Here is a 24,310-nt window from a genome sequence, read left to right as displayed (position 1 = left end):
TCCGACGCTTGCCCACGCCTTTTCCCAAGGCTTTAATCAGGCTTTTCCACAGCTTTCCCTAGGGCTTTTCCACTGGATAAACCGGCTTATCCGCAGCTTGCCCCAGACTTATCCACGCGCTTGTCCACAAGTGGATCGTTACTGCAGCGGCGAAGGCGGCATCAACAAGGCAACGCAGCGCCGGTACGGATCTTCATTGCCGACGCACAGCACCGGCGCCATGCGTTCGCGCGCGTGCCGGTAGGCCAGCGCCAGCGCCGTCACGAACGGCACCGCGCCGCAGGCGCCCACGGCGTCGCCGACGTGGGCGATGTCGGCGGTGGCATCGAGCTGGGGCAGCATGCTGGACGCGAATGCCGCCAGTTCCAGCTTCCGGCTGCCGGCGTGCCCGGTATCGGCGACGATCATCGCGATCTCGGAAGGCACCACGCCGGCTTGCTCCAGCACGCGCGCCGCCAGCGTGCCGAGCAGGCCGGCGGCGCCTTCGCCGGGGATCGTGTCGAACGGCCGCGCTGCAGCCGACAGGACATCATCGAGGCCCCGTCGGTCGACGCCGTCCCGGCCGGTCTGCGACCCGCACGCCACCAGCATCGCCGTCACCGGCGCCATGTCCGCGCCGCAGCCGCTTCCCGGGCCGGTGAACAGCGGCGCGGGCAGTTCCTCGATGCCATCTTGCTCCGCCAGCGCCGGCCGCGCCGCCGGCCAGCCGAAGCGCGCCAGCAGGTGTTCCAGCCACAGCGCCGCCGCGCGCCGCTGGGCGGCGCGCCATTCGAGCGGCAGCACCGGTACCAGCCGCAGCGGCGGCGCCGCGCCTTCCACGGCCATCAGGCTGGCGCTGGCGAGCATCGCCAGGTCGCTGGTGACGGCGCTGGCCAGCGCCAGTGCGCGCCATTGCGCTTCGCTGAACAGGGGTTCGTCGAGGCCCTGGCTGGCGAGCCAGGTGGCGATGTCTTCGCGCAGCGCTTCCATCCTGGCGTAGCTGCTGCGCGCGCGCATGGCGGGAAAACCGTCGTCCAGCAACGCCGGATCGAGGCCGGCGCGCGCCTTGCCGGCCGCGATCGGCGGCGCCAGCTCCCCGGCCGCGGCGCCATGGGGCGAGCGCATGGCCATGGCCAGCACCGCCAGGGCCGCGCGCGGCGCCGCAGACGATGAAGACGCCGCCTGCGCACGTGGCGGCGGCGCCGGCGCGGCGCTGCCGGCGGCCACCAGGCGCGGCAGGATCCATTTGCCGCCGGCCCACACGCACAGCGCCAGCGCCGCCGGCGCCGCCAGCAGGTGCAAGGCGATCTCGTGCAGGTCCGGCGCACTGCGGTTCAGGCGCCAGTAGGAAATCATGCCGCCCCAGCAAATGAAAAACACGAAGCCGGTCATCAGGGCGTTCTTGAACCAGGCCGGAATCTGCTGTCCCGGCAAGACGATGGTGGAGGGGGGCGTCATGGTCGCGCGATCCTCAGGCGGCCACCGCCAGCAATTCCAGTGTCAATTCCTTGATGCCGGACGGCACATAGATCGAGATCGATTGCGCCTGCAGCATGCGCTCGTACATCTGGCCTTTCGGATCGAGCGTGAAATAGCAGGTGTCGGGCCGCACCGGCACCGCGGCCGGCAATTGCGGCGCGTACTGCAGGCGCACGCCAGGCAGGGCCGACAGCACACATTTCTCGACGTCGTCCGGCGCGCCCACCTTGAAGCGCAGCGGCACCACGTCGACCAGTTCCAGCGCGGGGATGTCGGCCGAGACGGCGATATAAAACGTGGTCTTGTCGTCGATCTTGCCGGAATCGAGCATGCCGAGGTGGTACGACGGGCGCGCCTCGGACAGGGCGATGGCGAAGTACTTCGACGAGATCACGGTGTCGAGCAGTTCGCGGATGATCTGGTGCAGCTTGAAAAAGGCGGGGCCGGGGTCGTCGTGCCGGTAGGGCGGCAGGTCGGCCAGGGTCCAGCTCCTGGAAAAGGTCAGCAAGCCGCCGGCCACGGCCAGCAATTGTTCGTACAGGCGTTCCGGATGCAGGGCCGGGTGGTGGTAGTGGTGTGCCAGCGCCGCGTGGGCGGCGCTGGCGGTGTGCAGCAGCCAGAACGAGGACATGTCGCCCGAGCGGAATTCGATCACGTTGCGGCTCGGCTCGCGGTGGTGGCCGTATAGGGCGCTCACCTTGGCCTGCAGCGCGTCCAGCAGGCGCCGCAATTGCTGGAACAGCGGCGGCGCCGCTTCCACCGACAGGCTGGGCGGCACGAAGGCCGGGTCCAGTTCGAAGCCGCCGGTGGCGGCGCGCCGCAGCCGCAGCAGCGGAAAGTGGATGTACGCGTCGCGCGGCTCGAATTCCGCCACCAGGCGCACGGTCCTGGTCAGGTACGCCACCTGCACCGCGGACGCCTGCGTGTACAGGTCCGGGGTTTCCTGGTTGGCTTGCAGGAAGCGCACCGTGTTGGTCGGCTGCCCGGGCTGGGCGAAATTGCCGTTGAACGGTTTCAGGCCGGGCAGGGCGGCGTAATAGGTGACGCTCTGCTGCGCCGGCCCCAGCTGGCTCAGGTCGATGGTGGGCGGCAATTCATCGCTGCCGGGGGCGTCCACCAGTTCGCCGTCCTGGAAGCGCAGCGCCAGGTCGAGGATGCGCAGCACGTTGTCGGCCAGCGCGTCGCGGTCGAGCTGCAGCCGTTCCACGCCCCAGGCATACGGGTTGGCCGCCTTGACGCCCTTGTGCAGGCGGTGTTCGTGGTAAGCGTCCTGGCGCTGGAAGTGCTGGGGCCGCAACAGCAAGCCTTCGCCCCAGAGTACTTTGCTGCTCATATCGCTTGCCCTCCTGTCAGGATTGTTGGAAGTTGCCCTACATCAAGAAGACAAACATAGCGTTTTGACCCGGCCTCGGTAACGCAACAATGGTCGATTTTGCGGTCGCTCAAGCGCAGGTGTTGCTTGCCCAAATGAACTATTTTTTCCCGGCAGTCTATGTAAAGATGGCAGTTTGCGCCGTACGCGGCGCCGCCGGTACGCATGCCACAGGAGGGCAAATGAAAGGTTTCACGCCTGGATTTTTCGACCGGTTGCTGGGCGTACCGGTCCGCCATGACACTGGCGCCACCGTCCTGCGCATGTCGGTCGAGGATTTGAAGGATGCGGTGGCGCGCGACCTGGAAGCGCTGCTCAACACGCGCGCGGTTCTCCCCGAAGGCATGCTGAAGGACTACCCGGAATGCGGGCGCTCGATCGTGGCCTACGGGATGAACGATTTCGCCGACCTGTCCCTGTCCAGCCCGTCCGACCGCGCATATATCTGCGCGTGCATCGAGCAGGCGATCGCGCGCCATGAACCGCGCCTGCACACCGTCAAGGCCGTGCTCGACGTGTGCGAAGGCGCGATCAACCGCCTGAATTTCTCGATCACCGGCATGCTGGTGGCCAGCGCCGCGCAGGAAGCGGTCAACTTCGACGCCGTGCTGCAACCGTCGACGCTGCAGTACAGCATCAGCAAGGCGGGCCGGGCCGCAATGGCAGCGCCGCCCGCGGGAGCCTGAACGTGGAACCGTTACTGCCCTACTACGAAAGCGAACTCGGCTACCTGCGCCGCAACCTGCGCGAATTCGCCGAGCGCTACCCGAAGATCGCCGGCCGCCTGCTCATCGGCGGGGAAGTGTGCGAAGACCCGCACGTCGAGCGCATGATCGAATCGTTCGCGCTGCTCAACGCCCGCATCGCCAAGCGCCTCGACGACGATTACCCGCAATTCACCGAAGCGCTGTTCGACGTGCTGTATCCGCATTACCTGCGCCCGTTTCCGTCCTGTTCGATCGCGCGCTTCGACTTCGCCGGCGCCAAGCAGCAGACCGGCGTCGCCGTGCTGGAACGCGGCACGCAAATGACCACGCGCCCGGTACGCGGCGGCGCCTGCATCTTTCGCACCGTCTACCCGGTCGCCATCGCGCCGCTGGCCATCGGCGCGGCCGGCTTCGACGCCATCATCGATGCGCCGGAAGCGGTGCGCCTGCCGCCCGCCGCCGGCGCCTGCCTGAATCTGACCATCGTCAACCATGGCGAAGGAACGACGCTGCGCCAGCTCGGCCGGCACAAGCTGCGCCTGTTCATCGACGGCGAGCCCTCGTTCTGCGCGGCGCTGCGCGACGCCCTGTTCATGCGCACGGTGGCCGCCTATGCCGAGGCGGACGGCAGCGGCCGCTGGATCCCCCTGGCGGCCAGCCCGCTCGGCGCGGTCGGCTTCGACGAGCACGAAGCCCTGATCGACTTCCCGGCGCGCTCGCACGCCGCCTACCGCCTGCTGACCGAATACTTTTGTTTTCCCGAAAAATTCAATTTCTTCGACATCGACCTGGCCGCCGTGTGCGCCGTGCTGCCGGCGGGCGCCCGCTCGCTCACGCTGCACCTGGCGCTGTCCGGCCTGCGTCCCGATTCCGCGGCCGCGCGCATGCTCGGCACCCTGTCCACCAATAACATCCTGCTGGGGTGCACGCCGGTGATCAACCTGTTCCGCCAGCACGGCGAACCGATCCGGCTCACCCACGCCAGCGCCAGCTACCCGGTGCTGGCCGACGCCCGCCGCGCCTTCGGCTACGAGGTGTACGCCATCGATTCGGTCAACCTGGTGCGCCAGACGCCGCAGGGCGAATCGATCGTCCAATTCTGCCCCTTCTATTCGCTCCAGCACGCGCAGACGCCGGAACGCAATGGCCACTACTGGACGCTGCGGCGCGACGAACTGCTGGCCGGGCAAAGCCCGGGGTTCGAGACCCAGATCACGATCGTCGACATCGACTTCGACCCGGCCGAGGTCGAGACCGATACGCTGAACCTGGAACTGACCTGCACCAACCGCGACTTGCCGTCCCTGCTCGGCCATGGCCAGCCCGGCGGCGACCTGTTCCTGGAAGGCGGGTCCAACACCCAGCTGATCCATTTCCTGCGCAAGCCGACACCCTCGTACCGCTTCGCGCGCGGCCACGGCGCGCACTGGCGCCTGATTTCGCACCTGGCCCTGAACCACCTGTCGCTGGCCGATGGCGGCGTCGAAGCCTTGCGCGAGATGCTGGCGCTGTACGACCTGCCGCGCTCGCCCTCCTCGCAGCGCCAGATCGGCGGCATCGCTGCCATCGCCCAGCAGCCGGCCAGCGCCTGGCTGGCCGGCAATCCGTTTACCTGCCTGGTGCGCGGCGTGGAAGTGCGTCTGACCATCGACGAGCAGGCTTTCGTCGGCAGCGGCATCCACGCATTCACCCACATCATCGAACGCTTCCTGGCGCTGTATGTGCACGCCAACAGCTTTACCCAGTTGACGGTGGTATCGAACAAGAGCGGAGAGGAGTGCTGGAAATGTCCACCCAGAAGCGGCGCTTCGAGCCTGCTGTAATCGCGCGCCTGTTCCAGGAACCCTGGCGCTTCGAGTATTTTCAGGCGGTGCGCCTGCTCGAACTCTGGCTCGGGCGCAACGGCATTCCCCGGCAGGGGCTGGTGGCACGCTTCCTGCGTTTCCAGAATTCGACCGCGCTCGGCTTTCCGGCCAGCCAGCTGGAAGCGATCGCGACCGAGCCGCGTGCGCTGCAGCAGGCGCTGGCGCAGGAGCCGCGCGCGCTGGGTGCGGCGCTGCAGGCGGCCACCCTGCGCTACGTGCGCCTCACGCCGGCCTTCATGGGTTTGTTGGGCAGCAACGGCGTGCTGCCGGTGCATTACACCGAGCGCCTGGCCGAACACCAGCAGCAGCAGCGCGACGACGGCGCGCGCGCCCTGCTCGACACCTTTTCCAACCGCTCGCTGGCGCTGTTCTACGAAGCCTGGCGCAAGTACCGGCTGGCCTTGCACTACGCCCTGGACGGCCAGGATGGCTTCCTGCCGCTGCTGCTCGGCCTGGCCGGATTGGGCAGCACATCGCTGCGGCGGCGCCTGGCGGACGAACGCGACGGCGTGGTGCTGGACGAATCGATCGCTTATTTTGCCGGCGCCATCCGCCACCGCCCGGCCTGCGCGGTGCAGATCGCGCGCGTGCTGTCCGAATATTTCGGCCAGCCGATCCGCATCGACCAGTTCGTCGGCTGCTGGTACGACGTGCCGCCCGCGCAGCAGACCACGCTCGGCAGCGCACACGCGCTGCTGGGCGCGGGCGCGCTGGCCGGCGGCCGCATCTGGCAGCGCGACCTGCGCCTGCGCCTGGTGGTCGGTCCGCTCGACCATGCCGGCTTCAGCGCTTTCCTGCCGGGCGGCCGCGCGGCGCGCGCCCTGAAAAGCCTGTTGACCATGTTCACCGGCCTGACCCTGGAATACGACGTCGAACTGGTATTGCGCGCGGCCGACGTGCGCAGCGTCGCCATGACGCCGGGGCAGGGCAGGGGCCGGCTGGGCTGGGATGCCTACCTGGTCGAAGGCGTGCAAGAGCACGATCGCCATGACGTGCGCTACGGCATCAACACCCTGTGAGGGCGCCGGCGCGGCTGGATCGGCTGCCGGGTTGGCTGCTGGATCGGCTGACAAACTCGCGGACAATTGTGTCACGGAAAAACCAGCGAATTAAACATCCGCCTGCTTGCGCTTGCCCATCAGCCCGCTGTACGGAAGCGCTAGTCTGATGGGGTATGCCCGCCGGGTCGGCGCCAGTCGTGGCGCCGCCAGGGCATCCTACCTACCGGAGCACGTCATGTTCAATGCCAGCACCACGCCCCCGCGCCATGCGTTCAACCCGTCCCGCCGCAACACCCTGAAAAAAACCGCTGTTTCCCTGTGCGCCGGCATGCTGCCGCTGTCCCTTGCCGGCAGCATCGCCGGCGCCGCCACCCCGGCCGCGCGCTACCGCCGCTACAACGTGTCTTCCGGCTCCAGGATGAGCAAGCGCATGCTGGACAGTTATGCGCGCGCGGTGCGCGCGATGCTGGCGCTGCCGCCCGAGGACCCGCGCAACTGGTACCGGCATGCCGTCATCCACACCCTCGACTGCCCGCACGGCAACTGGTGGTTCCTGGTGTGGCACCGCGGCTATCTCGGCTGGTTCGAACGGATCTGCCGCGAACTGAGCAACGATCCGGAATTCGCGTTGCCGTACTGGGACTGGACCAGCGAACAAAAGGTGCCGGCCGGCCTGTTCGAAGGCGTGCTCGACCCCAACCACAACGCCTACATCCCGGCCGCCGAGGATTTCGAGCGCCGCTTCAAGGGGGCGCTCGCCGCGTCGTCCTACTGGACCTCGCCCGGCGGTACGTTCGACCCGCGCTCGCAATACGGGCAACTGTTGGCGCGTAACGTCCGCTTCGATGCCGACCTGATGTTCGACATCGTCACCGATCCGTCCGGCCGCCTGTTCTACGACCAGCCCGGCGCGCGCGGCCTGCGCCGCGAACGTCCCGGCTTTTCCGCCGCCACGGTGGAGGCGGTGGCGCCCGACACCATCCGCGCCGCGCTGGCCGCGCCGGACTTCATCACCTTCGCCAGCCCGAAGAGTTTCAATCACGCCACCATGGCCGGCTTCAGCGTACTGGAAGCCAAGCCGCACAACGCGGTGCACCGCTGCGTCGGCTCGCACGAATGCAATTTCATCGAGCCCGAAGGTTTCATGACCGACATGCTGTCCTCGGTCGACCCCTTGTTCTACCTGCACCACGCCAACCTGGACCGCCTGTGGGACGTGTGGACGCGCAAGCAGGCCCGGCTCGGCCTGCCCACGCTGCCGGACGGCGTCGAACTGCGCACCGACTTGCCCGACGAGCAGAAATCGGCGGAAGAAACGGCTACCGATTACTACCGCTGGGCGCGCGAACCGATGCTGTTCTTCGTCGATGCGCAGGGTAGACCGGTCGCGCAAACACGCGCCGGCGATTACGCGTCGACGGCGTCGTTCAGCTATGACTACGAAGCCGGCAGCGGCGAAGAAGCGGTGACCGGCCAGCCGCGCACGCAGGCGGGCGCGCGCCGCGTCTACACGGGCAGCGTGACCAGCCGCCGCGCGGATGCCGGCGGGGCCGCCGGCGCCACCGTCAAACTGCCGGCCGGGACGCTGGAACAGGCGAGAACGGCCGGCGCTACCGTGATCGCCAACATCACCCTGAACTTCCCCGAGTTCGCGCACCATCAGCCCTACGTCGTGATCCTCAACGGTCCCGACGACCCCTCCGGCGTCGATGCCGGCAGCCCATACTATCTCGCCACCATCTCGATGTTCGGCCACAAGGGCCATGGCGGTCCAGTGTCGTACGCGCTGCCGCTCGGTAACAAGCTGGCCGGGGCGGGGATGGCGCAGGCCCTGGCGGCGAACGGCACGCTGCGCGTGCGCGTGGCGCCCCTGCACGGCATGATGGGCCACCACGACATGGCGGCCGAGCCGGTGGAATTGCTGGGGGTGACGATCGAAACGTATTGACTCGTGGCGTTACCAGCCTCGTGTCAGTCATTGGACCTTTGGTACGTCGTTCCCGCCTGCGCGGGAACGACGGCAGGCTTCGGTTTTGCTTACATCAAAAAAAAGCCGGTCCACGCGGGACCGGCTTTCGATCGGCCCGGGCGGTGTCCTGCCCGGGCTGCGCCATGCGGGGTGTAAAACTTACGCGCCGGCGCCTTCCAGCGCCTGGTTGAAGGTGGCGCTCGGACGCATCACCGCCTTGACCTTGGCGTCGTCCGGCTTGTAGTAGCCGCCGATATCGACCTGCTTGCCTTGCACTTCGAGCAGTTCGGCAACGATCTTTTCTTCGTTGTCGGCCAGCTTCTGCGCCAGCGGCGCAAAGTAGGCGGCCAGTTCGGCGTCGTCCAGCTGCGCCGCCAACGCCTGCGCCCAGTACAGGGCCAGGTAGAACTGGCTGCCCCGGTTGTCGAGTTCGCCGGTCTTCGGCGACGGCGACTTGCGGTTGTCGAGCAGCTTGCCGGTGGCGGCGTCCAGGGTGCCGGCCAGCACCTTGGCCTTGGCGCTGCCGGTCTTGATGCCCAGGTCTTCCAGGCTGACGGCCAGCGCCAGGAACTCGCCCAGCGAATCCCAGCGCAGGTGGTTTTCTTCGACCAGCTGCTGCACGTGCTTCGGTGCCGAGCCGCCGGCGCCGGTCTCGTACATGCCGCCGCCGGCCATCAGCGGCACGATCGACAGCATCTTGGCGCTGGTGCCCAGCTCCATGATCGGGAACAGGTCGGTCAGGTAGTCGCGCAGGATGTTGCCGGTCACGGAAATCGTGTCCAGGCCGCGCGCCACGCGCTCCAGCGAGTAGCGCATCGCGCGCACCTGCGACATGATCTGGATATCCAGGCCGCTGGTGTCGTGGTCCTTCAGATAGACCTTGACCTTCTTGATCAGCTCGTTTTCGTGCGGACGGTACGGGTCAAGCCAGAACACCGCCGGCATGCCCGAGTTGCGCGCGCGCGTGACGGCCAGCTTGACCCAGTCGCGGATCGGTGCGTCCTTGACCTGACACATGCGCCAGATGTCGCCCTGCTCGACGTTTTGCGTCAGCAGCACTTCGCCGGTGGCGATGTCCGTGATGTTGGCGACGCCGTCTTCCGGCACTTCGAAGGTTTTATCGTGCGAGCCGTATTCTTCGGCCTGCTGCGCCATCAGGCCGACGTTCGGCACGGTGCCCATGGTGCGCGGATCGAAGGCGCCATGCCATTTGCAGAAGTTGATGACTTCCTGGTAGATGCGGGCGAAGGTGCTTTCCGGGATGACCGCCTTGACTTCCTTCAGGCGGCCGTCGGCGCCGTACATCTTGCCGCCGGCGCGGATCATCGCAGGCATCGAGGCGTCGACGATGACGTCGTTCGGCGAATGGAAATTGGTGATGCCCTTGGCCGAGTCGACCATGGCCAGCGCCGGACGGTGTTCCTGGCAGGCGTGCAGGTCGCGCTCGATCTCTTCGCGCTGCGACGCCGGCAGGGTGGCGATCTTGTTGTACAGGTCGGCCATGCCGTTGTTGACGTTCACGCCCAGGCTGTCGAACAGGGCGCCGTGCTTTTCGAACGCTTCCTTGTAAAACATGCGCACGCAGTGGCCGAACACGATCGGGTGCGACACCTTCATCATGGTCGCCTTGACGTGCAGCGAGAACATCACGCCGGTGTTCTTCGCATCTTCGATCTGCTGTTCGTAGAACGCCAGCAGCGCCTTGCGGCTCATGAACATCGAATCGATGATCTCGCCGTCCTGCAGGGCCACCTTTTGCTTGAGCACGATGGTCTGGCCGCCCTTGGTGACCAGTTCCATCTTGACGTCGCGCGCGCGGTCCAGCGTCATCGACTTTTCGCCGTGGTAAAAGTCGCCGGAGGTCATGTGCGACACGTGGGTGCGCGAGGCCGGCGACCATTCCGCCATCGAGTGCGGGTTCTTGCGCGCGTATTCCTTGACGGCGCGCGGCGCGCGGCGGTCCGAGTTGCCTTCGCGCAGGACCGGGTTCACGGCGGAACCGGTGCACTTGCCGTAGCGCGCCTTGATCGCTTTTTCCTCGTCGGTCTTCGGATCGGCCGGATAGTCGGGCAGGGCGTAACCCTTGCCCTGCAATTCCTTGATGGCCGCCTGCAGCTGGGTCACCGACGCGCTGATGTTCGGCAATTTGATGATGTTGGCGTCCGCTTCCAGGGTCTTCTTGCCCAGTTCGGCCAGCGCATCCGGCACGCGCTGTTCCGGGGTCAGGTAGTCGGCGAAGGTCGCCAGGATACGCGCCGCCACCGAGATGTCGCTCTGCTCGATATGGATGCCGGCCGGCTTGGTGAAGGTGCTGACGACCGGTAGGAAGGCGTGGGTCGCCAGCAGCGGCGCCTCGTCGGTCAGGGTATAGATGATGGTCTGATCACTGCTCATGCTGTTTCCTCAGTAAAAAATCATGGCCTGTCTGGACGCGTGGTCGCGATGGCGCATCGTCATGACCACGGAGCGCTGTATGCCGCAGGCGTCGATGCTATCCGATTCAGGTTCGCAAATACAGCGGCGCCGAAAAGTTCGAAGCGGCCGGCCCGGCGCCGGCCAGGGCCGGCAGTCATGTCCTGCCGGACAATTGCCGTGCCGGTTGCCGCCGCGGTTGCTGCATTTTCGCTTGCCGCAACACCAAGTCTTATATAAGACAGAAGACAAGCGCCATATTATGCCCGAGCTTCGCATGCGATTCCACTTTTTCGGCAGCGGCGCCCGCGCAGCCTGCCGCCTTTGCCGGCCATGCACCACAAAGAAGCATTTTTGGCGTTATTTTCTTGGCATGATTCTTGATATAAGTTAAGAGTCAACCCTGAAAGGCCGCGGCCATGAGCACCTATTTCAACGAAATGACCGGAGATACCGGAACGGTACGCGATCATTACCGCAGCTTCGACGACTGGCTGCAGCGCCAATCGCCCCAACGCATCGAACGCAAGCGCGCCGAAGCGGATTTGACCTTCCGCCGCGTCGGCATCACCTTCGCCGTGTACGGCGACGGCGCCGGCACCGAACGCCTGATCCCGTTCGACACCATCCCGCGCATCATTCCCGCGCACGAATGGGCTGCGCTGCACGCCGGGCTGGTACAGCGGGTGCAGGCCTTGAACATGTTCGTGCACGACATTTATCACGACCAGAACATCATTCATGCCGGCATCATCCCGGCGCGCCAGATCTATCAAAATGCCCAGTACCGCCCCGAAATGCAGGGGATCAAGGTGGCTTCGGACATTTATGCGCACATCGCCGGGGTCGACCTGGTGCGCGCCGGGGCCGGTGAATTCTATGTGCTGGAAGATAATTTGCGGGTGCCGTCCGGTGTCTCCTACATGCTGGAAAACCGCAAGATGATGATGCGCCTGTTCCCGGAACTGTTCGCGCACCACCGCATCGCCCCGGTCGAGCATTACCCGGACATGCTGCTCGACAATTTGCGCTCGGTGGCGCCGGCCGGCGTCAACGACCCGACCGTGGTCGTGATGACGCCCGGCATGCACAACTCCGCCTACTTCGAACATGCCTTCCTGGCCCAGCAAATGGGCGTGGAACTTGTCGAAGGAAAGGACTTGTTCGTGAACGCGAACCATGTCTACATGCGCACCATCCGCGGGCCGCAGCGGGTCGACGTGATCTACCGCCGCCTGGACGACGACTTCCTCGATCCGCTGGCGTTCCGCACCGATTCCACGCTCGGCGTGCCCGGCCTGTTGTCCGTGTACCGCGCCGGCCGGGTGACGCTGGCGAATGCGATCGGCACCGGCGTGGCCGACGACAAGTCGATCTACCCCTACGTGCCCGACATGATCCGCTTTTATTTGTCACAGGAACCGCTGTTGAACAACGTGCCGACCTGGCAATGCCGCAAGCCGGAAGATCTATCCTACACGCTGGCGCACCTGGACCAGCTGGTGGTCAAGGAGGTGCACGGCGCCGGCGACTACGGCATGCTGATCGGCCCGGCCTCCACGCGCCAGCAGATCGACGACTTCAGGCAACGCCTGATCGCCCGCCCGGACGGCTACATCGCCCAGCCGACGCTGGCGCTGTCGTCCTGCCCGACCTACGTGGAGCAGGGCATCGCGCCGCGCCACATCGACCTGCGCCCGTTCGTGCTGTCGGGTAAAACCATCGCCATGGTGCCGGGCGGCCTGACGCGCGTGGCGCTGCGCGAAGGCTCGCTGGTGGTGAACTCGTCGCAGGGCGGCGGCACCAAGGACACCTGGATCCTGGAGGAATGATGCTCAGCAGAACCGCAGACCATTTGTACTGGATGGCGCGATATACCGAACGCGCCGAAAATACCGCGCGCATGCTCGACGTGGCGGTGCAGACCGCGATGCTGCCGCAATCGGCGCGCGATACCGAACTGGCCTGGCGCGCCATGCTCGGCATGGCCGAGCTGCAGGGCGCCTTCGACGCCCGCTACGATGCGCTGAACGCCGACAACGTGCTGGCCTTCATGGTCGACGATCCGGGCAACCCCTCGTCGATCACGGCGTGCCTGACCGCGGCGCGCGAAAATGCGCGCGCCGTGCGTGGGGTACTCACCACCGAAGTCTGGGAAACCATCAACACCACCTGGATCAAGCTGCACGAGCGCAGCGCGCGCGACAGCGACCCCGGCGAATTCTTCGACTGGGTCAAGTACCGCTGCCACCTGGCGCGCGGCGTCATGCTGGGCACCATGCTGGCGGACGAAGCGATGGTGTTCATCCGCCTCGGCACCTTCCTGGAACGCGCCGACAGCACGGCGCGCATCCTCGACGTGAAGTACCACGGCGCCGGCAAGCGCGACGACACGGCGGCGGCGGACGGCATGCTGACCCAGCGCGAATTCTATTACTGGGCCGCGCTGCTGCGCTCGGTGGCCGGCTTCGAAATCTACCGCAAGGTCTACCGCGATTCGATCACCCCGGCGCGCGTGGCCGAACTCCTCATCTTGCGCGCCGACATGCCGCGCTCGCTGCTGGCCTGCATGCAGCAAGTGGTATCGAACCTGAAAACCGTGCGCAACGACGTCTCGGCCGAAACCGAACGCCTGGCCGGCAAGATGCACGCGGAGCTGCAATTCGCGCGCATCGACGACATCCTGCAAGCCGGCCTGGACGCGACCTTGAGCCGCTTCATGGAAAACATCTACGAACTGGGCAATCGCATCAGCCGCGATTTCCTCGTTCCCCTGGGAGCCTGACATGCACCTCTCGATCCGGCACGAAACCCTGTATTCCTACTCGCAATCGCAGGCCTACAGCATCGAACAACTGCATTTGACGCCGCGCGCGGAAGACCAGCAGCGCGTGCTGTCCTGGAAGATCGGCACGCCCGGCCATTGCGTGGCCTACAGCGATGCCTACGGCAACCTGTCGCACATGCTGACCCTGAACGAACCGCACGACACCGTGCGCATCCTGGTCGAGGGCTTGATCGCCACCACGCCGCTGGACGGGGGCCGCCTGCACAGCCAGGAACGGCTGTCGCCGCTGATTTTTACGGTACCGACCAAATTGACCGAACCGGCGCCGCTGCTGGCCGATATCGCCGCGCACTGCCTGCCGCCCGAAGGCAGCCGTGCCGGCACGGCCGACCTGCTGCGGCTGGCGGCGCACATTTACGGTGCAGTGTCGTACCGCACTGGTGCGACCGATGTCTTCAGCACCGCCGAGCAGGCGCTGGCGCTCGGCGCCGGCGTGTGCCAGGACCATGCGCACATCTTCCTGGCCTGTTGCCATGCCCACGGCATTCCGGCGCGCTACGTGTCCGGCTACATCGACCCGGAATCGACCGGCCACGCGGCCAGCCACGCCTGGGTCGACGCCTGGGTGCACGACGACGATTACCAGGGCTGGATCAGCATCGACGTCACCCATAACCGCCTGATGAGCGATGCCTATTGCCGCCTGGCGATCGGGCGCGATTACGAATCGGCGGCGCCGGTGCGCGGCGTGCGCCGCGGCGGCGGCGACGAAGTCATGCGTGTCGAAGCGCAGATTGTGCCCGTGTACAATGGTTTTAATATTCACGACCAATAAGGTCCGGCCATGACTTACTGCGTAGGCATCCGTTTGCACGCCGGCATGGTGTTCCTGGCCGATACCCGCACCAATGCCGGCGTCGACCAGGTCAGCACCATCCGCAAGCTGAGCGTCTTCGAAAACCCCGGCGAGCGCATGATGGTCCTCATGACGGCCGGCAACCTCTCGATTTCGCAGTCGGTGCGCCAGCTGATCGCCAATCCGCCCAGTACCGACGTGGTCAATATCTGGAACGCGCCCAACATGTACGAGGCGGCGCGCGTGGTCGGCGAAGCGGTGCGCACCGTGCACCGGCAAGACGCCGCCAAGCTGGCCGAATCCGGCATCGACTTCAACATCAGCCTGATCTTCGGCGGCCAGATCAAGGGCGAGCGCTGTCGCCTGTTCTATGTGTACTCGGCGGGAAACTTCATCGAGTCGCACGACGAAAACCCGTATTTCCAGATCGGCGAAGCGAAATATGGCAAGCCGATCATCGACCGCGTGGTCGCGCCGCAGACCTCGCTCGACGACGCCGCCAAGTGCGCGCTGATCTCGATGGATTCCACGCTGCGCTCCAACATCTCGGTCGGCTTGCCGCTCGACATGCTGGTGTACGAAGAAGGGACATTGGCGGTCACGCGCTTCGTCACCATCGACGAACAGAACCAGTATTTCCAGCAGCTGCGTAACAGCTGGGGCCAGCAACTGAAACACGTGTTCGAGGAAATCGACGCGCCGGTCTGGGATGCGGCGCCGGATGCCACGGAAAACGTGCTGTCGTCGGCCAACATGCACAGCAAGCCGGTGCGGGTCGCCCTGCCGTTCGGGATGCAGAGCGCGCCGTCGCCGGCGCCGCTGCAAGCGCTGGCCGAGCAGCCGCAGCCATTGCTGCCGCCGGGACCGCAGCATTGAGATAACTCGGTGCCGCGAGGCGCCGATGGATTTTCCGCTTATCGTGCGCCGGTTCCTACGTCGGGGCAGCGCATGCACCTATTGGCGTTCTGCTGCAGAGGTTTACCATCGGGTCACCTTATTGACTATGCCAAGGAGATCATCATGGTGGACAACAAACCCAGCAACATGTCGTCAAAGCCCATCCGCGCGGAAAACGCCGACAACCAAGGCAATCGCCAGAGCGCCGACGCTGGCCAGGACAAGGAAGGAACGGCGTCGTCGGGCGTACACAGCAATTTTGCCAGCGCTTCTCCCGAGAGCAACGTCAACCCGCCGGGCGCGCCGCAGACCAGCCATGGCAGCGTGAGCGGTGCGGTAGCGGGCGACAAGGATGGCGTTGCTGGCGCACAGCAGCAAGGTGCCGACACGACGCCGCCGCAGATTCAAACCGACAAACCATCCATGTAAGTCATCCGTACAAGCGTCACGCGGCAGTACCGGTAGCGGCCGGTACCGCCTCGTTCACCAAGCGCCGTCATACGCAGTCACCCACCGACATCTTTCCATCAGCCACACACGCATCCCTGCGTGTGCGTGCCAATCGGTTTTTCCCTCGTCAAACGCGATCACCAGATCGGCTGCACGTAGACCGGCTCGGTCCAGCCCTTGAGCGCCGTATTCAGCGCCGCGCGCGCTTCCTGTTCCTGCACGACCAGGGTTTCGAAACGGCTTTTCAGCTCGGGCGTGAATTCGTATTTGTTGCCCTGCAGCTGACGTCCCAGGTTGACCTGCGCCTGCACCACGTTCTGGTGACTGTTGGCCAGGCGCTGGATGTCCTTGCGCCGCACATCGTGCTGCATGCGTACCTCCATTTCGCGCAGCTTGATACGCGCCGCCGCCAGGAAATCCGCGTCGATATTTCCGCGAAATAGACTCTCCGCTTCCTGCGCCGTGAATTCGATGCGGATGGCCGCCCCGGCAGGCGGGTGTAGCCGGATCTCGCCGGGCGTGGCCACGATATCCAGTTCCACGTTTTCCGTAAAACCCGCGGTAGCCAGGGCATCGCGGGTAAAAGTGGTACCGAGGGAATTGCCGATCTTGCGTAACTTCATGCTTTCCTTGCTGTGATTACTTGGTAACTACAAATTATTTATGCAGATCACATGTTATCACATGTGATTACTACTATGAAAATGGATAAAAATGTCCGAATGAAAGTGCATGGCAGGTAGCGTCGAGCGACGCAAGGAGGGGCGTTGCCTGACTACCGATCCGTGCGTGAACGGTGGCGCAAGCAAGATCGTCTGTACCGGAATCAAGCCCTGTGCGACCGCCTAATAGAATTTTTACGATTTCAATATAAACGGTTTATTTTGTTTTTGGGAAAGGTGATCTCGCTTTCCTTGTCGAAAGGCCGGCGGGTCGTCCGCCGCATCCTTGACGACATCGAAGTCACCCGAGCTGGAATGGGGCAGGATATACCTTCCGGGTTGTCGCGGACGATCGCCTAGCGGATGAAACTGCGACTTCCTTACCGAAACGTCGGGTGCCGGCAAGAACAGTGGCGTGGCGCCTTCGCAAGGCGCTGTCGACCCTATCCAGGATGCAACTTCATGTCGAACGACTCCGGCACCATGGAAGCGAACTGCCTTGCAGGAATGCAGCCACCTGCTCTGGAGGCTGCGGAATGCGAGGTAGCCATCTCGTGCTACAACACCGTGCCGCCATGCCTCGAAGCGGAGCTCGAGCGCCTGTATCACCATATCCATTCCTCGCTATGCCACTATGCGGTCGCACGCAGAGCGCAGGATGCCCAAGCGTATGTGGCGCGCCGGGGCAATCGTCCGCTGGCGATTTTTTTGTTCCAGCGCGATGCGCACAGCGTCGTGGTCTTCAATGAAATGATGCAGCTCGCACCGGAAGAAATCGAACGGTTCGCCAACTACATTTTCAGCCGCTTCCCGGCTATCACGCGGATATCCTTTTCCAAGATCGGCAAGGACATCGGTGCGCTTTCACTGCCGGCGCAGCAATACGGGACATCGGAAGATATCGTGGTGAGTCTGCCCGCCACCCCTGAAGCGTATTTTTCCCGCCTGGGCGCCAAGATGCGCCACAACATCCGGCGCCAGCTGAAAGCGATTGCCGCCGATTTTCCCGGGTTTTCCTTCCACACCCATGAGAACGGCGCGATCGCCGGGCACCATGTGGCAAGCCTCGTCCATCTGAAAAAGGCCGGCATGGATGAAAAACGCATCCAGTTCGGCATCACGCCGGAAGAAAGTGCATGGATGATCGAACGGGCAAAGACCAACGGCTTGCTGATCGTTGCCCTGTTCGAGGGCAAGGTATGCGGCGGCAGCTTGAGCTTTCGCCTCGGCGATCATTACTTCGCGCACGTGAATGGCTACGATGCGCGCTTCGCGAAATACAGCCTCGGCATGCTGTGCTGCTATCTCGCCACGGAGGAACAGATCCGGCGCGGCGCGAAAGAAGCGCATCTGAGCCGGGGACGCAACCAGTACAAATTCAAGCTGCTGGGCGTCCAGCGCGACATGGCCAACCTGGACATTTACAGGTCGCGGATGACGTATTACCGGTGTGCCGGCCGCATCCTCGGGAATGCGCTGGATGATTTCATCGAAAGGCAAAAGCTGATGCTTCTGGAGAATGAGCATCGCAGCGGCTTCATGCCGTCACTCGTGGGTCGGGTCGTCAAAACCGTGAGGAGCATAAAACGGTCTAGCTTTCGTCCCACGAGTTGATTAAGAGGTGACCGACTGAAAGCGAAAGCGCCTGCAGCTGTGAACAAACAATAAAGTTTGACACACGATTTCTTTAAAAATCAATAACTTGCTATCGTTAAATGCCGCTGAAGTTTGTAAAAAAGTTTGACACGATGACCCCTTTTAATTTGTTTGTCGAATTTTTACAACAATAAAGTTTGACACTAGTGAGAGGCGAATGCGGGACGTCGCTCAGGTACTAGCACCGTCCCGGGCTGGGCAGAGCCGCAGCCAAGCAGGTGGACGATGCCTAGTTGGCTTGGTTACGCGGCTACCAAGAGCCTCCACAGGCAAGAATCTGAAACGCTAAGCGCGAAGGGAAAGATATGGCGCGCCATATAGTGGGGTGAATGATGCGCAAGGCTGGCGTGCGCGTGGTACCCGGCAAAGTTGTGCGCACCACAGTCACCGCTGACGCCGTATCTTAACCAGCCTCCACGAAAGCAGCCCACTAGTGCAAATCAAACGAGTCCGAGGCGGCTGGATAGCGAAAGGGCACGAGCATTCTGTTGTGCCACCAGCCAATCAAGAGTTCGACGAAAAGCAGTAAAGGTTTCCTTTTTGCCTCTGATTTTTTGCTCCTGCCGACTCCATGCCTCATTAAGCAACACCGCGATCCGGTCGTGCACATCAGAGGCGTCGGAAATTTGAGTAAGTCCATCGCGCTGAATCAGTACATCTAACCACAGCAAAGCTTCCAAACGCAGCGGAGTTGCGGCGGGACCGACAAGCCAAGCCGCAAAAGAAGCAATTCGCTCTCCATTAAGCGGCACTTTTTGTATCCAAAGTCGAAAAACATCTAGAAGGCTTCGGACTAGCCGCTCATGTTTGGCTTGCCACAACCCTCGGCAGCCAGAATCCAGGCCCAACAATGTATCCCAAACCGTCTCATGCACTCGCCATTTCTGCATCTCGCAAGTCGTCCCTAGTACATGCAGACAAATGCTTCGGATAGCGTCAACATAGCGCGTTGGCACGTCATTAGCTATTAGTGCATATCGATGCAATGCCGACATGAACGTGTTTGGAAAACTATGCCAAGCGCTTGGAAGATCAAACACTGGCCTCCACAACAAATGCGGCTGGTCGTTGCTTTCCGACTCCAATAAGACAGCACCAAGATTTTCAAGTACCCAAGTGTCGTCATCCATCTCATAATAATCGTCGCGTGCAACAGCCCGTTTTGCGATAAAGCTTGCCGCTTCCTTCCAGAATTGGAGAACCTCCACCCGCTCCGCCTCGTTCGCCGTTTGGTTTGGTAAAGGAAGCCACATATGCGCGGAACGAACTATATCTAGGTCAAGTGCTGGATGTCCCCATTCAATTCGCTTTTCCTCAATAACAGCGAAGTCACTTGTACCTTCGTATTCTCGCCAAGGGTCGAGTTTAGCAGGTAGTTCACCCGATATGAACGCATCAATCTTAATGGTGAGCCACCCTTCGATTTCTGACCATAGAAGCGCTAGTTGTGCGTCGTCGCATCCAAGATGTTGGGGAAACTGAAAGAACAGCTCGCAGCGCACTTTTAAAAATGCGGCATCCAACGCCAACCTCCGGAGACGATAGAAATCATCTCCTATTTCCGAGCGAAACGGCGCACATACTCTGAATAACGTCTCGCGCATCGCGGACTTACGTAACGTGAGTACCATCTGCGCGACCAACTCACGCAGTTGAAGATCCTTGATGTCTGCAATCCATAACGTGGCGACAGACTCCGCCATAAAACATTCCCACGAAAAGGGCAAAAGACTATTGTCGATGTCTATGGTTCGCTCCGGTTGGTCGCTCCATAGAATTAATAACGCGTTCGTGAGCCAGCTCTGCCTGGACGCATCTTCGGTACACCAATCAGAATGACGTAACAATAGTGCAATGCAACCAGTGATCGCATTGTCCCATTCGTCACCAAGTGCATCTTGACCTACCGAAATCGATTGTCTTCCTGCTTCAAAAAGGGACTTACAGCGTAGCCACCAATCTTCGAGCGTAGCATGGTCAAGCTTTTCGGCCGAATCAATGACTTTCCTGCATTGCAAGGCAATTGTCACAAGCCCTGCTCGCGTTATCACGTCATCATATTCAGATAGTTCACTCCGTCGGATGGCGCCTTCTCCAAGAGCATCTTGGGTAGCGCGCTCGATACCTTTGATACGCCATTCTGAATCCAGAAAACCGATAAGCTGATTTCGAATCGTAGAGACAAACGGATCTTTGTTGCTCATCTGCATCCACTGCGCTCTTACCCGAGCGAGGTATTCAGTCGGCGCCGGTTGCGCTTTGATCATAGCAGAAAAGAAAGTCAGCATATCAGTCTCTCTATGCGGGAGAGCGTTGAATGCAAACGCCATATTCATAACTAATTTTGGTGGCCGGTTCAGGCCTACCATCATGAGATGGGTCCGCCCCTGTGCCCTTTTCCAAATGTCCCAAAGGAAGACAGTTGGGCTGGATAATAAGGGGCGAAGCGCTCCAAAGAACAGTGCTGGCTGCCGTTTTCCTACGTCCGAAAGAACTCCGAGTACCGCTACACTCGAACTTCTTGCAAGAATCTCTCGCAATCTTGCCGAAATATCGTTTCCAGCATCGATGTGCATATAAAGATATTGCTCAAGCGCCATTAAGGCAATAGTCACAACCCTCGGCAAATTGCTCGCCCCCATACTGCAGAGGAATGCGGTCCTGTTACCAAAAAACTGCTTGAGGCCTTGTTCCATGACCAAGGTTAAAAGCTTCTGATCTGCCGCTCCATCTTCGTCTTCGTCTTCGTCTTTAGCATCCAGTGTCTGTTCGTCCGCTAGAGCATAGCTTGTTGCTATATCAACGAGACGAATGATTATTTCGAGGCCCTCGTCAAAGTTTAGATGAAGACACATTAAAAATGGCCCGTAGACATAAATCGTGGGCAGCCATTTCATCCGCTCAAGAACTGGGCTATCGCGCCGTCCGCGGTCAAATTCGATGATGGGCAACCTCGTGGGAAACCGCACTAGCGTGGCAAGTATTACTTCACGTGCAAGTGCCGGCCTTGCGTTGAAAAGTCCTTCAATGCCTCTTCCGTCAAGAACGACACTTCGAAACGCCTCATCAACCTCTGTACGTGGGCCGTCATGCCATGGTTGTAGCGCATCGTCAAGCAGACACTCCTCCATACGTCCGGACGCTTCTAAAGCGAGGGCTCCCACCTCATCTGGGAACTCGCGTGCAGACAATAACATGCACCGATATAACAAACGTCGAGCTTCCGGCGCCAACGCGCTCTTCCGGTCTTTAAATGCGGAAATTCCGTACCTGCCCAGCTCTATTCCAAGCTCTGCAGCTTCTCTTCGGGCTTGAGCGCCCGCAGGCGCGCTTTCAAGCCACATTACGACAATCTCGGAAATCGCTCGAATTCGCGAAGCGAAGATAGACAGCTGATGGCTGTGCAAGAATTTGATGACTTCAGGCCAAGCCGGATGATTCGGCACACGGTCAATTAAGCTAAGATCTATATTCTTTTCTATCGTAGTGGAGCGCATTGCCTCCGCAATTTTTTCTGGCCCTGCGGCGAAAGCAAGAAAGCGTGTAAGTAAGCGATTGAGCAAAGAACCATCATTCTCCTGCAAAACTGGTAACAGCGCCTCAAGATTCTCCTGAATGTTACTTGAGTATAAAGGTCCTTCGAGAAATGCATCTTTCGCTGCCACATGGCGGCTCTCGCTGAGTGACTCCAGAATGGCTATCCAATTGTTAACGCCTCCCGGTTTTTCAATTGCATCAAGCCCGAAGAGGCGCAACGCTCGCTGCCATAGCGGTGAATCACCTCGGCTTTCCAAGAAACTGGCGAGGTTGTCGCAGTGATTACGCAACGTTCGCAGCCGTACCCAGTCACCATAGAGATCATGGGAGAACGCAAGCCGGTCATTCGCAACATTTTGGCAAATCTGATCAATTTGCAAAGATGGCAATACCTCAAGATCAGAAGGCGAGAAATCGTCGACGGATACTGCGGAGATCAGTTGATCCGCCTGACGCAGCGCAAGATTGCGAACAAAATGTCCTCTGGAGACAGGATTACTCCCGCGGCTGACTTCAACGTCCCAAAACCAGCCTGCGACGCTAACCTCACTAACCCATTGAGTCTCGGAGACCGGCGCCCCTTCACGTATTTTTCGTGCAACGAGATCAAGTACTTTCAGATTGAGAAGTAGCTTTGCCACGCGCGGTTGCGCGAGCAGGCTTGCAAGGGCGGGAATTAGATCGACTACCGGGGCCAAGTCGTCGGCCACAATCGGATCTAATTGCACTATCTTTATCTGCTCCGAAATGCCTAAAGACGCAAGGCGTTCCGATACGCGCATCCACTCAGAAGATTGGCACGGAACCAAAATTCGCCATCGGGTAGTCTGATCGACTTGCCGCGAAATCCTTATTAAAGTGGCGAAATTGCGAAAGGCTGGGTCGTTATAGATACGATCTAAGCCATCCAAGATCAGGACTGGCTCAGCCGACAGTGCCTTTGAAAGCAGTTCCCTAAACGGGTAACTTAGTCTCAGCGTCGCCTCAAACGCCGCCAGATCATTACACTCCAGCGATCGAGCATCAATCCAAACTGTTTGTTTCCCACTTTGCACTCGCTTTTCAAATATCTTGCGAGCAACGACAGATTTGCCAGCACCGGACATGCCTAAGAGCGCGATAATTTCCCCATCCGAGATTGCCTCTTCAGTCATATTAAGCGCCTGAGTGCGATGAAGATCAACAATTCCGCCGATCGTATTCACAACACAGTCAGCATTTTGTGCAGATATACCATCAAGCTTAATCCAGTCAGCTACGTAGTCTGGGCTTTGAGCAAGTTCGAAGTCATTTCGTAGTTGCCCAATCAGATCCTCAATGGTTATTGTTCCCGCACCCTTCCGGTAGGTGTCGGCCATGCTGCAGAGCCTGTCCCATAGATTTTCCCCGTCGACTTTAGCACCACTTCGAACACATAACTGACAAAGCCACAAACTTTGATTGAGTGAGTTGGATATCACGCTATCGAAATCGCAACCAATGAACCGCACTTGCTTCAACAGCCTAGCAGTCTCTTCCCTAGAAGGCGATGGATTAACAGCCAATGATGACGGGCAGTGGAAGCTGGCGAATAAGTCGCGCTCATTTTTGCTGGCCCAGTTCGGCGTATCTAGGTGTCAAGACCCGCCTGGTTATACACGCGTTTCCTGAACAATTCGGGGCGTTTTTCGTGCCAGTCTTTGAGTGCTTGAACAGGTGTTTTATGGTCGAGGGCTCGCTGCGGAATGCAGTGGTTGTAAATCTTGACGTAATTACGCAGCGTCGATTCCAGTTCGGCGGCTGAGCCGAAACGTGTTTGATTGACGATGTCGCTGATACGGCCGTTGAAGCGCTCGACCATGCCATTGGTCTGCGGGTGACAAGGCGGAATAAGGCGGTGCTCGATGCCAAGCTGTTTGCACAGCCGGTCGAACGCGTGCGTGCCGCTGGGTTCCTTTTTCTTGCTGCCAGCGGTGAAGCGATCCGTGAACTGGCTGCCGTTGTCGGTCAGCAGCTTGATGATCTTGACGGGACAGGCCTGCTGCACCTTCGCCAGGAAATCGACGCTGCTGCTGTCGGTTTGGTCGGCGTACAGGCCGATGTAGACCCAGCGCGTGGCACGGTCGATGGCGACGAACAGGTAACGCCGTGACGTTTCGTCGGGCATTTGAGGCAGATACTTGATATCGATGTGTACGAAGCCTGGCTCGTAATCCTTGAAGGTCTTTTTCGTGACCGGCGCAGCGTTTTCCTGCTCGACCAGGTCGCGCAGGTCCGAGACCCCATAACGACGCAGGCAGCGTCCCAAACCAGCGCGGGAAACGGCAGGATTAACGAATTCACGCGTGATCGCCAGTAGGTCGTCGGTCGGTAACAGCAGCGTCTTGCGCAGCTCTACCACGATGAGTTCCTGTTCAGGTGAAAGTGTGGTGTACATCTTGACCGGAGCGTGCGACTTGTCTTCCGGCGAATCGCGGTTTTGCCACTTCCGGATAGTCTGGCGCGTAACGTTGTACAGCCTGGCCAGTTCGGCTTGCGGTAGCGTCGAGTTCCTAATTTCCTCGCGAATCAGGTGAGTAGTGCGGGCTTGGCTGTGCAGCGCTTGGGTCATTGAATTGTCGGCGAAAGATCAGATTGAAACAGTGTACGCAAAACGTTCCTGGCCTTGAAGAGCGGCCAGCTACGGGTGGGTACATGATCC

16 protein-coding genes are annotated in these 24,310 nt (G+C 61.3%); 10 read left to right on the top strand and 6 right to left on the bottom strand.

Going from position 1 to position 24,310, the window contains the following annotated elements; all coding sequences use genetic code 11:
* Positions 1-138: 138 nt before the first annotated feature.
* Positions 139-1,437, bottom strand: a complete 1,299-nt coding sequence (locus HH212_RS08320) for a hypothetical protein (RefSeq protein ID WP_169434978.1) — start codon at positions 1,435-1,437, stop codon at positions 139-141.
* 13 nt (positions 1,438-1,450) lie between these two features.
* On the bottom strand, positions 1,451-2,791 hold the full coding sequence (gene tssK, locus HH212_RS08315; protein ID WP_169434977.1) for a type VI secretion system baseplate subunit TssK: 1,341 nt from the start codon (positions 2,789-2,791) through the stop codon (positions 1,451-1,453).
* A gap of 221 nt (positions 2,792-3,012) precedes the next feature.
* Here tssK and tssE point away from each other — a divergent pair, with 221 nt between their 5' ends.
* The 4 genes from tssE (at position 3,013) to HH212_RS08295 (ending at position 8,351) form a co-directional block, all read left to right on the top strand.
* Positions 3,013-3,516, top strand: a complete 504-nt coding sequence (gene tssE, locus HH212_RS08310; RefSeq protein ID WP_169434976.1) for a type VI secretion system baseplate subunit TssE — start codon at positions 3,013-3,015, stop codon at positions 3,514-3,516.
* 2 nt (positions 3,517-3,518) lie between these two features.
* On the top strand, positions 3,519-5,360 hold the full coding sequence (tssF, locus tag HH212_RS08305) for a type VI secretion system baseplate subunit TssF (RefSeq protein WP_169434975.1): 1,842 nt from the start codon (positions 3,519-3,521) through the stop codon (positions 5,358-5,360).
* Positions 5,324-6,421, top strand: coding sequence for a type VI secretion system baseplate subunit TssG (tssG, locus tag HH212_RS08300; RefSeq protein WP_169434974.1), 1,098 nt, complete (start codon positions 5,324-5,326; stop codon positions 6,419-6,421). The genes tssF and tssG overlap by 37 nt, the downstream gene beginning before the upstream one ends.
* Positions 6,422-6,638: 217 nt before the next feature.
* Entirely contained in the window at positions 6,639-8,351 is a 1,713-nt protein-coding gene (locus tag HH212_RS08295) for a tyrosinase family protein (protein WP_169434973.1), read from the top strand.
* Between the two features lie 180 nt (positions 8,352-8,531).
* Here HH212_RS08295 and HH212_RS08290 read toward each other — a convergent pair whose 3' ends face one another.
* Positions 8,532-10,766: an NADP-dependent isocitrate dehydrogenase gene (locus tag HH212_RS08290; protein WP_169434972.1), complete on the bottom strand. Its 2,235-nt coding sequence runs from the start codon at positions 10,764-10,766 to the stop codon at positions 8,532-8,534.
* Positions 10,767-11,203: 437 nt separating this feature from the next.
* On the opposite strand from HH212_RS08290, the gene HH212_RS08285 reads away from it, so the two are divergent.
* The 5 genes from HH212_RS08285 to HH212_RS08265 all read left to right on the top strand — a co-directional run bounded on the left by HH212_RS08285 (position 11,204) and on the right by HH212_RS08265 (position 15,754).
* Positions 11,204-12,616, top strand: coding sequence for a circularly permuted type 2 ATP-grasp protein (locus HH212_RS08285; protein WP_169434971.1), 1,413 nt, complete (start codon positions 11,204-11,206; stop codon positions 12,614-12,616).
* Positions 12,616-13,569 (top strand): alpha-E domain-containing protein, encoded by a 954-nt coding sequence (locus HH212_RS08280; RefSeq protein ID WP_170205332.1) that lies wholly within the window; start codon positions 12,616-12,618, stop codon positions 13,567-13,569. The genes HH212_RS08285 and HH212_RS08280 overlap by 1 nt, the downstream gene beginning before the upstream one ends.
* 1 nt (position 13,570) lies before the next feature.
* A complete protein-coding gene (locus HH212_RS08275) occupies positions 13,571-14,407 on the top strand; it encodes a transglutaminase family protein (protein WP_169434970.1) in 837 nt (278 codons plus the stop codon).
* A 9-nt stretch (positions 14,408-14,416) separates the two neighbouring features.
* Positions 14,417-15,304: a proteasome-type protease gene (locus tag HH212_RS08270; RefSeq protein ID WP_169434969.1), complete on the top strand. Its 888-nt coding sequence runs from the start codon at positions 14,417-14,419 to the stop codon at positions 15,302-15,304.
* 144 nt (positions 15,305-15,448) lie between these two features.
* The gene (locus HH212_RS08265) at positions 15,449-15,754 is read left to right on the top strand and encodes a hypothetical protein (protein ID WP_169434968.1); all 306 of its coding nucleotides are present in this window, start codon (positions 15,449-15,451) and stop codon (positions 15,752-15,754) included.
* Positions 15,755-15,912: 158 nt separating this feature from the next.
* Here HH212_RS08265 and HH212_RS08260 read toward each other — a convergent pair whose 3' ends face one another.
* Positions 15,913-16,398 (bottom strand): AbrB/MazE/SpoVT family DNA-binding domain-containing protein, encoded by a 486-nt coding sequence (locus HH212_RS08260; protein ID WP_169434967.1) that lies wholly within the window; start codon positions 16,396-16,398, stop codon positions 15,913-15,915.
* A gap of 501 nt (positions 16,399-16,899) precedes the next feature.
* On the opposite strand from HH212_RS08260, the gene HH212_RS08255 reads away from it, so the two are divergent.
* Positions 16,900-18,051 carry a GNAT family N-acetyltransferase gene (locus HH212_RS08255; RefSeq protein WP_169434966.1) on the top strand — a complete coding sequence of 384 codons (1,152 nt, stop codon included), beginning with the start codon at positions 16,900-16,902 and terminating at the stop codon, positions 18,049-18,051.
* A gap of 482 nt (positions 18,052-18,533) precedes the next feature.
* On the opposite strand, the gene HH212_RS08250 is transcribed toward HH212_RS08255, so the two are convergent.
* The gene (locus HH212_RS08250; protein ID WP_169434965.1) at positions 18,534-22,988 is read right to left on the bottom strand and encodes a P-loop NTPase family protein; all 4,455 of its coding nucleotides are present in this window, start codon (positions 22,986-22,988) and stop codon (positions 18,534-18,536) included.
* A gap of 251 nt (positions 22,989-23,239) precedes the next feature.
* Complete coding sequence (locus tag HH212_RS08245) at positions 23,240-24,220, bottom strand: IS481 family transposase (protein WP_169434964.1); 981 nt, start codon at positions 24,218-24,220, stop codon at positions 23,240-23,242.
* Positions 24,221-24,310 lie beyond the last annotated feature (90 nt).

The organism is Massilia forsythiae, assembly GCF_012849555.1.
Lineage (GTDB): Bacteria > Pseudomonadota > Gammaproteobacteria > Burkholderiales > Burkholderiaceae_D > Telluria > Telluria forsythiae.
This window is presented reverse-complemented; position numbering and strand designations above follow the sequence as displayed.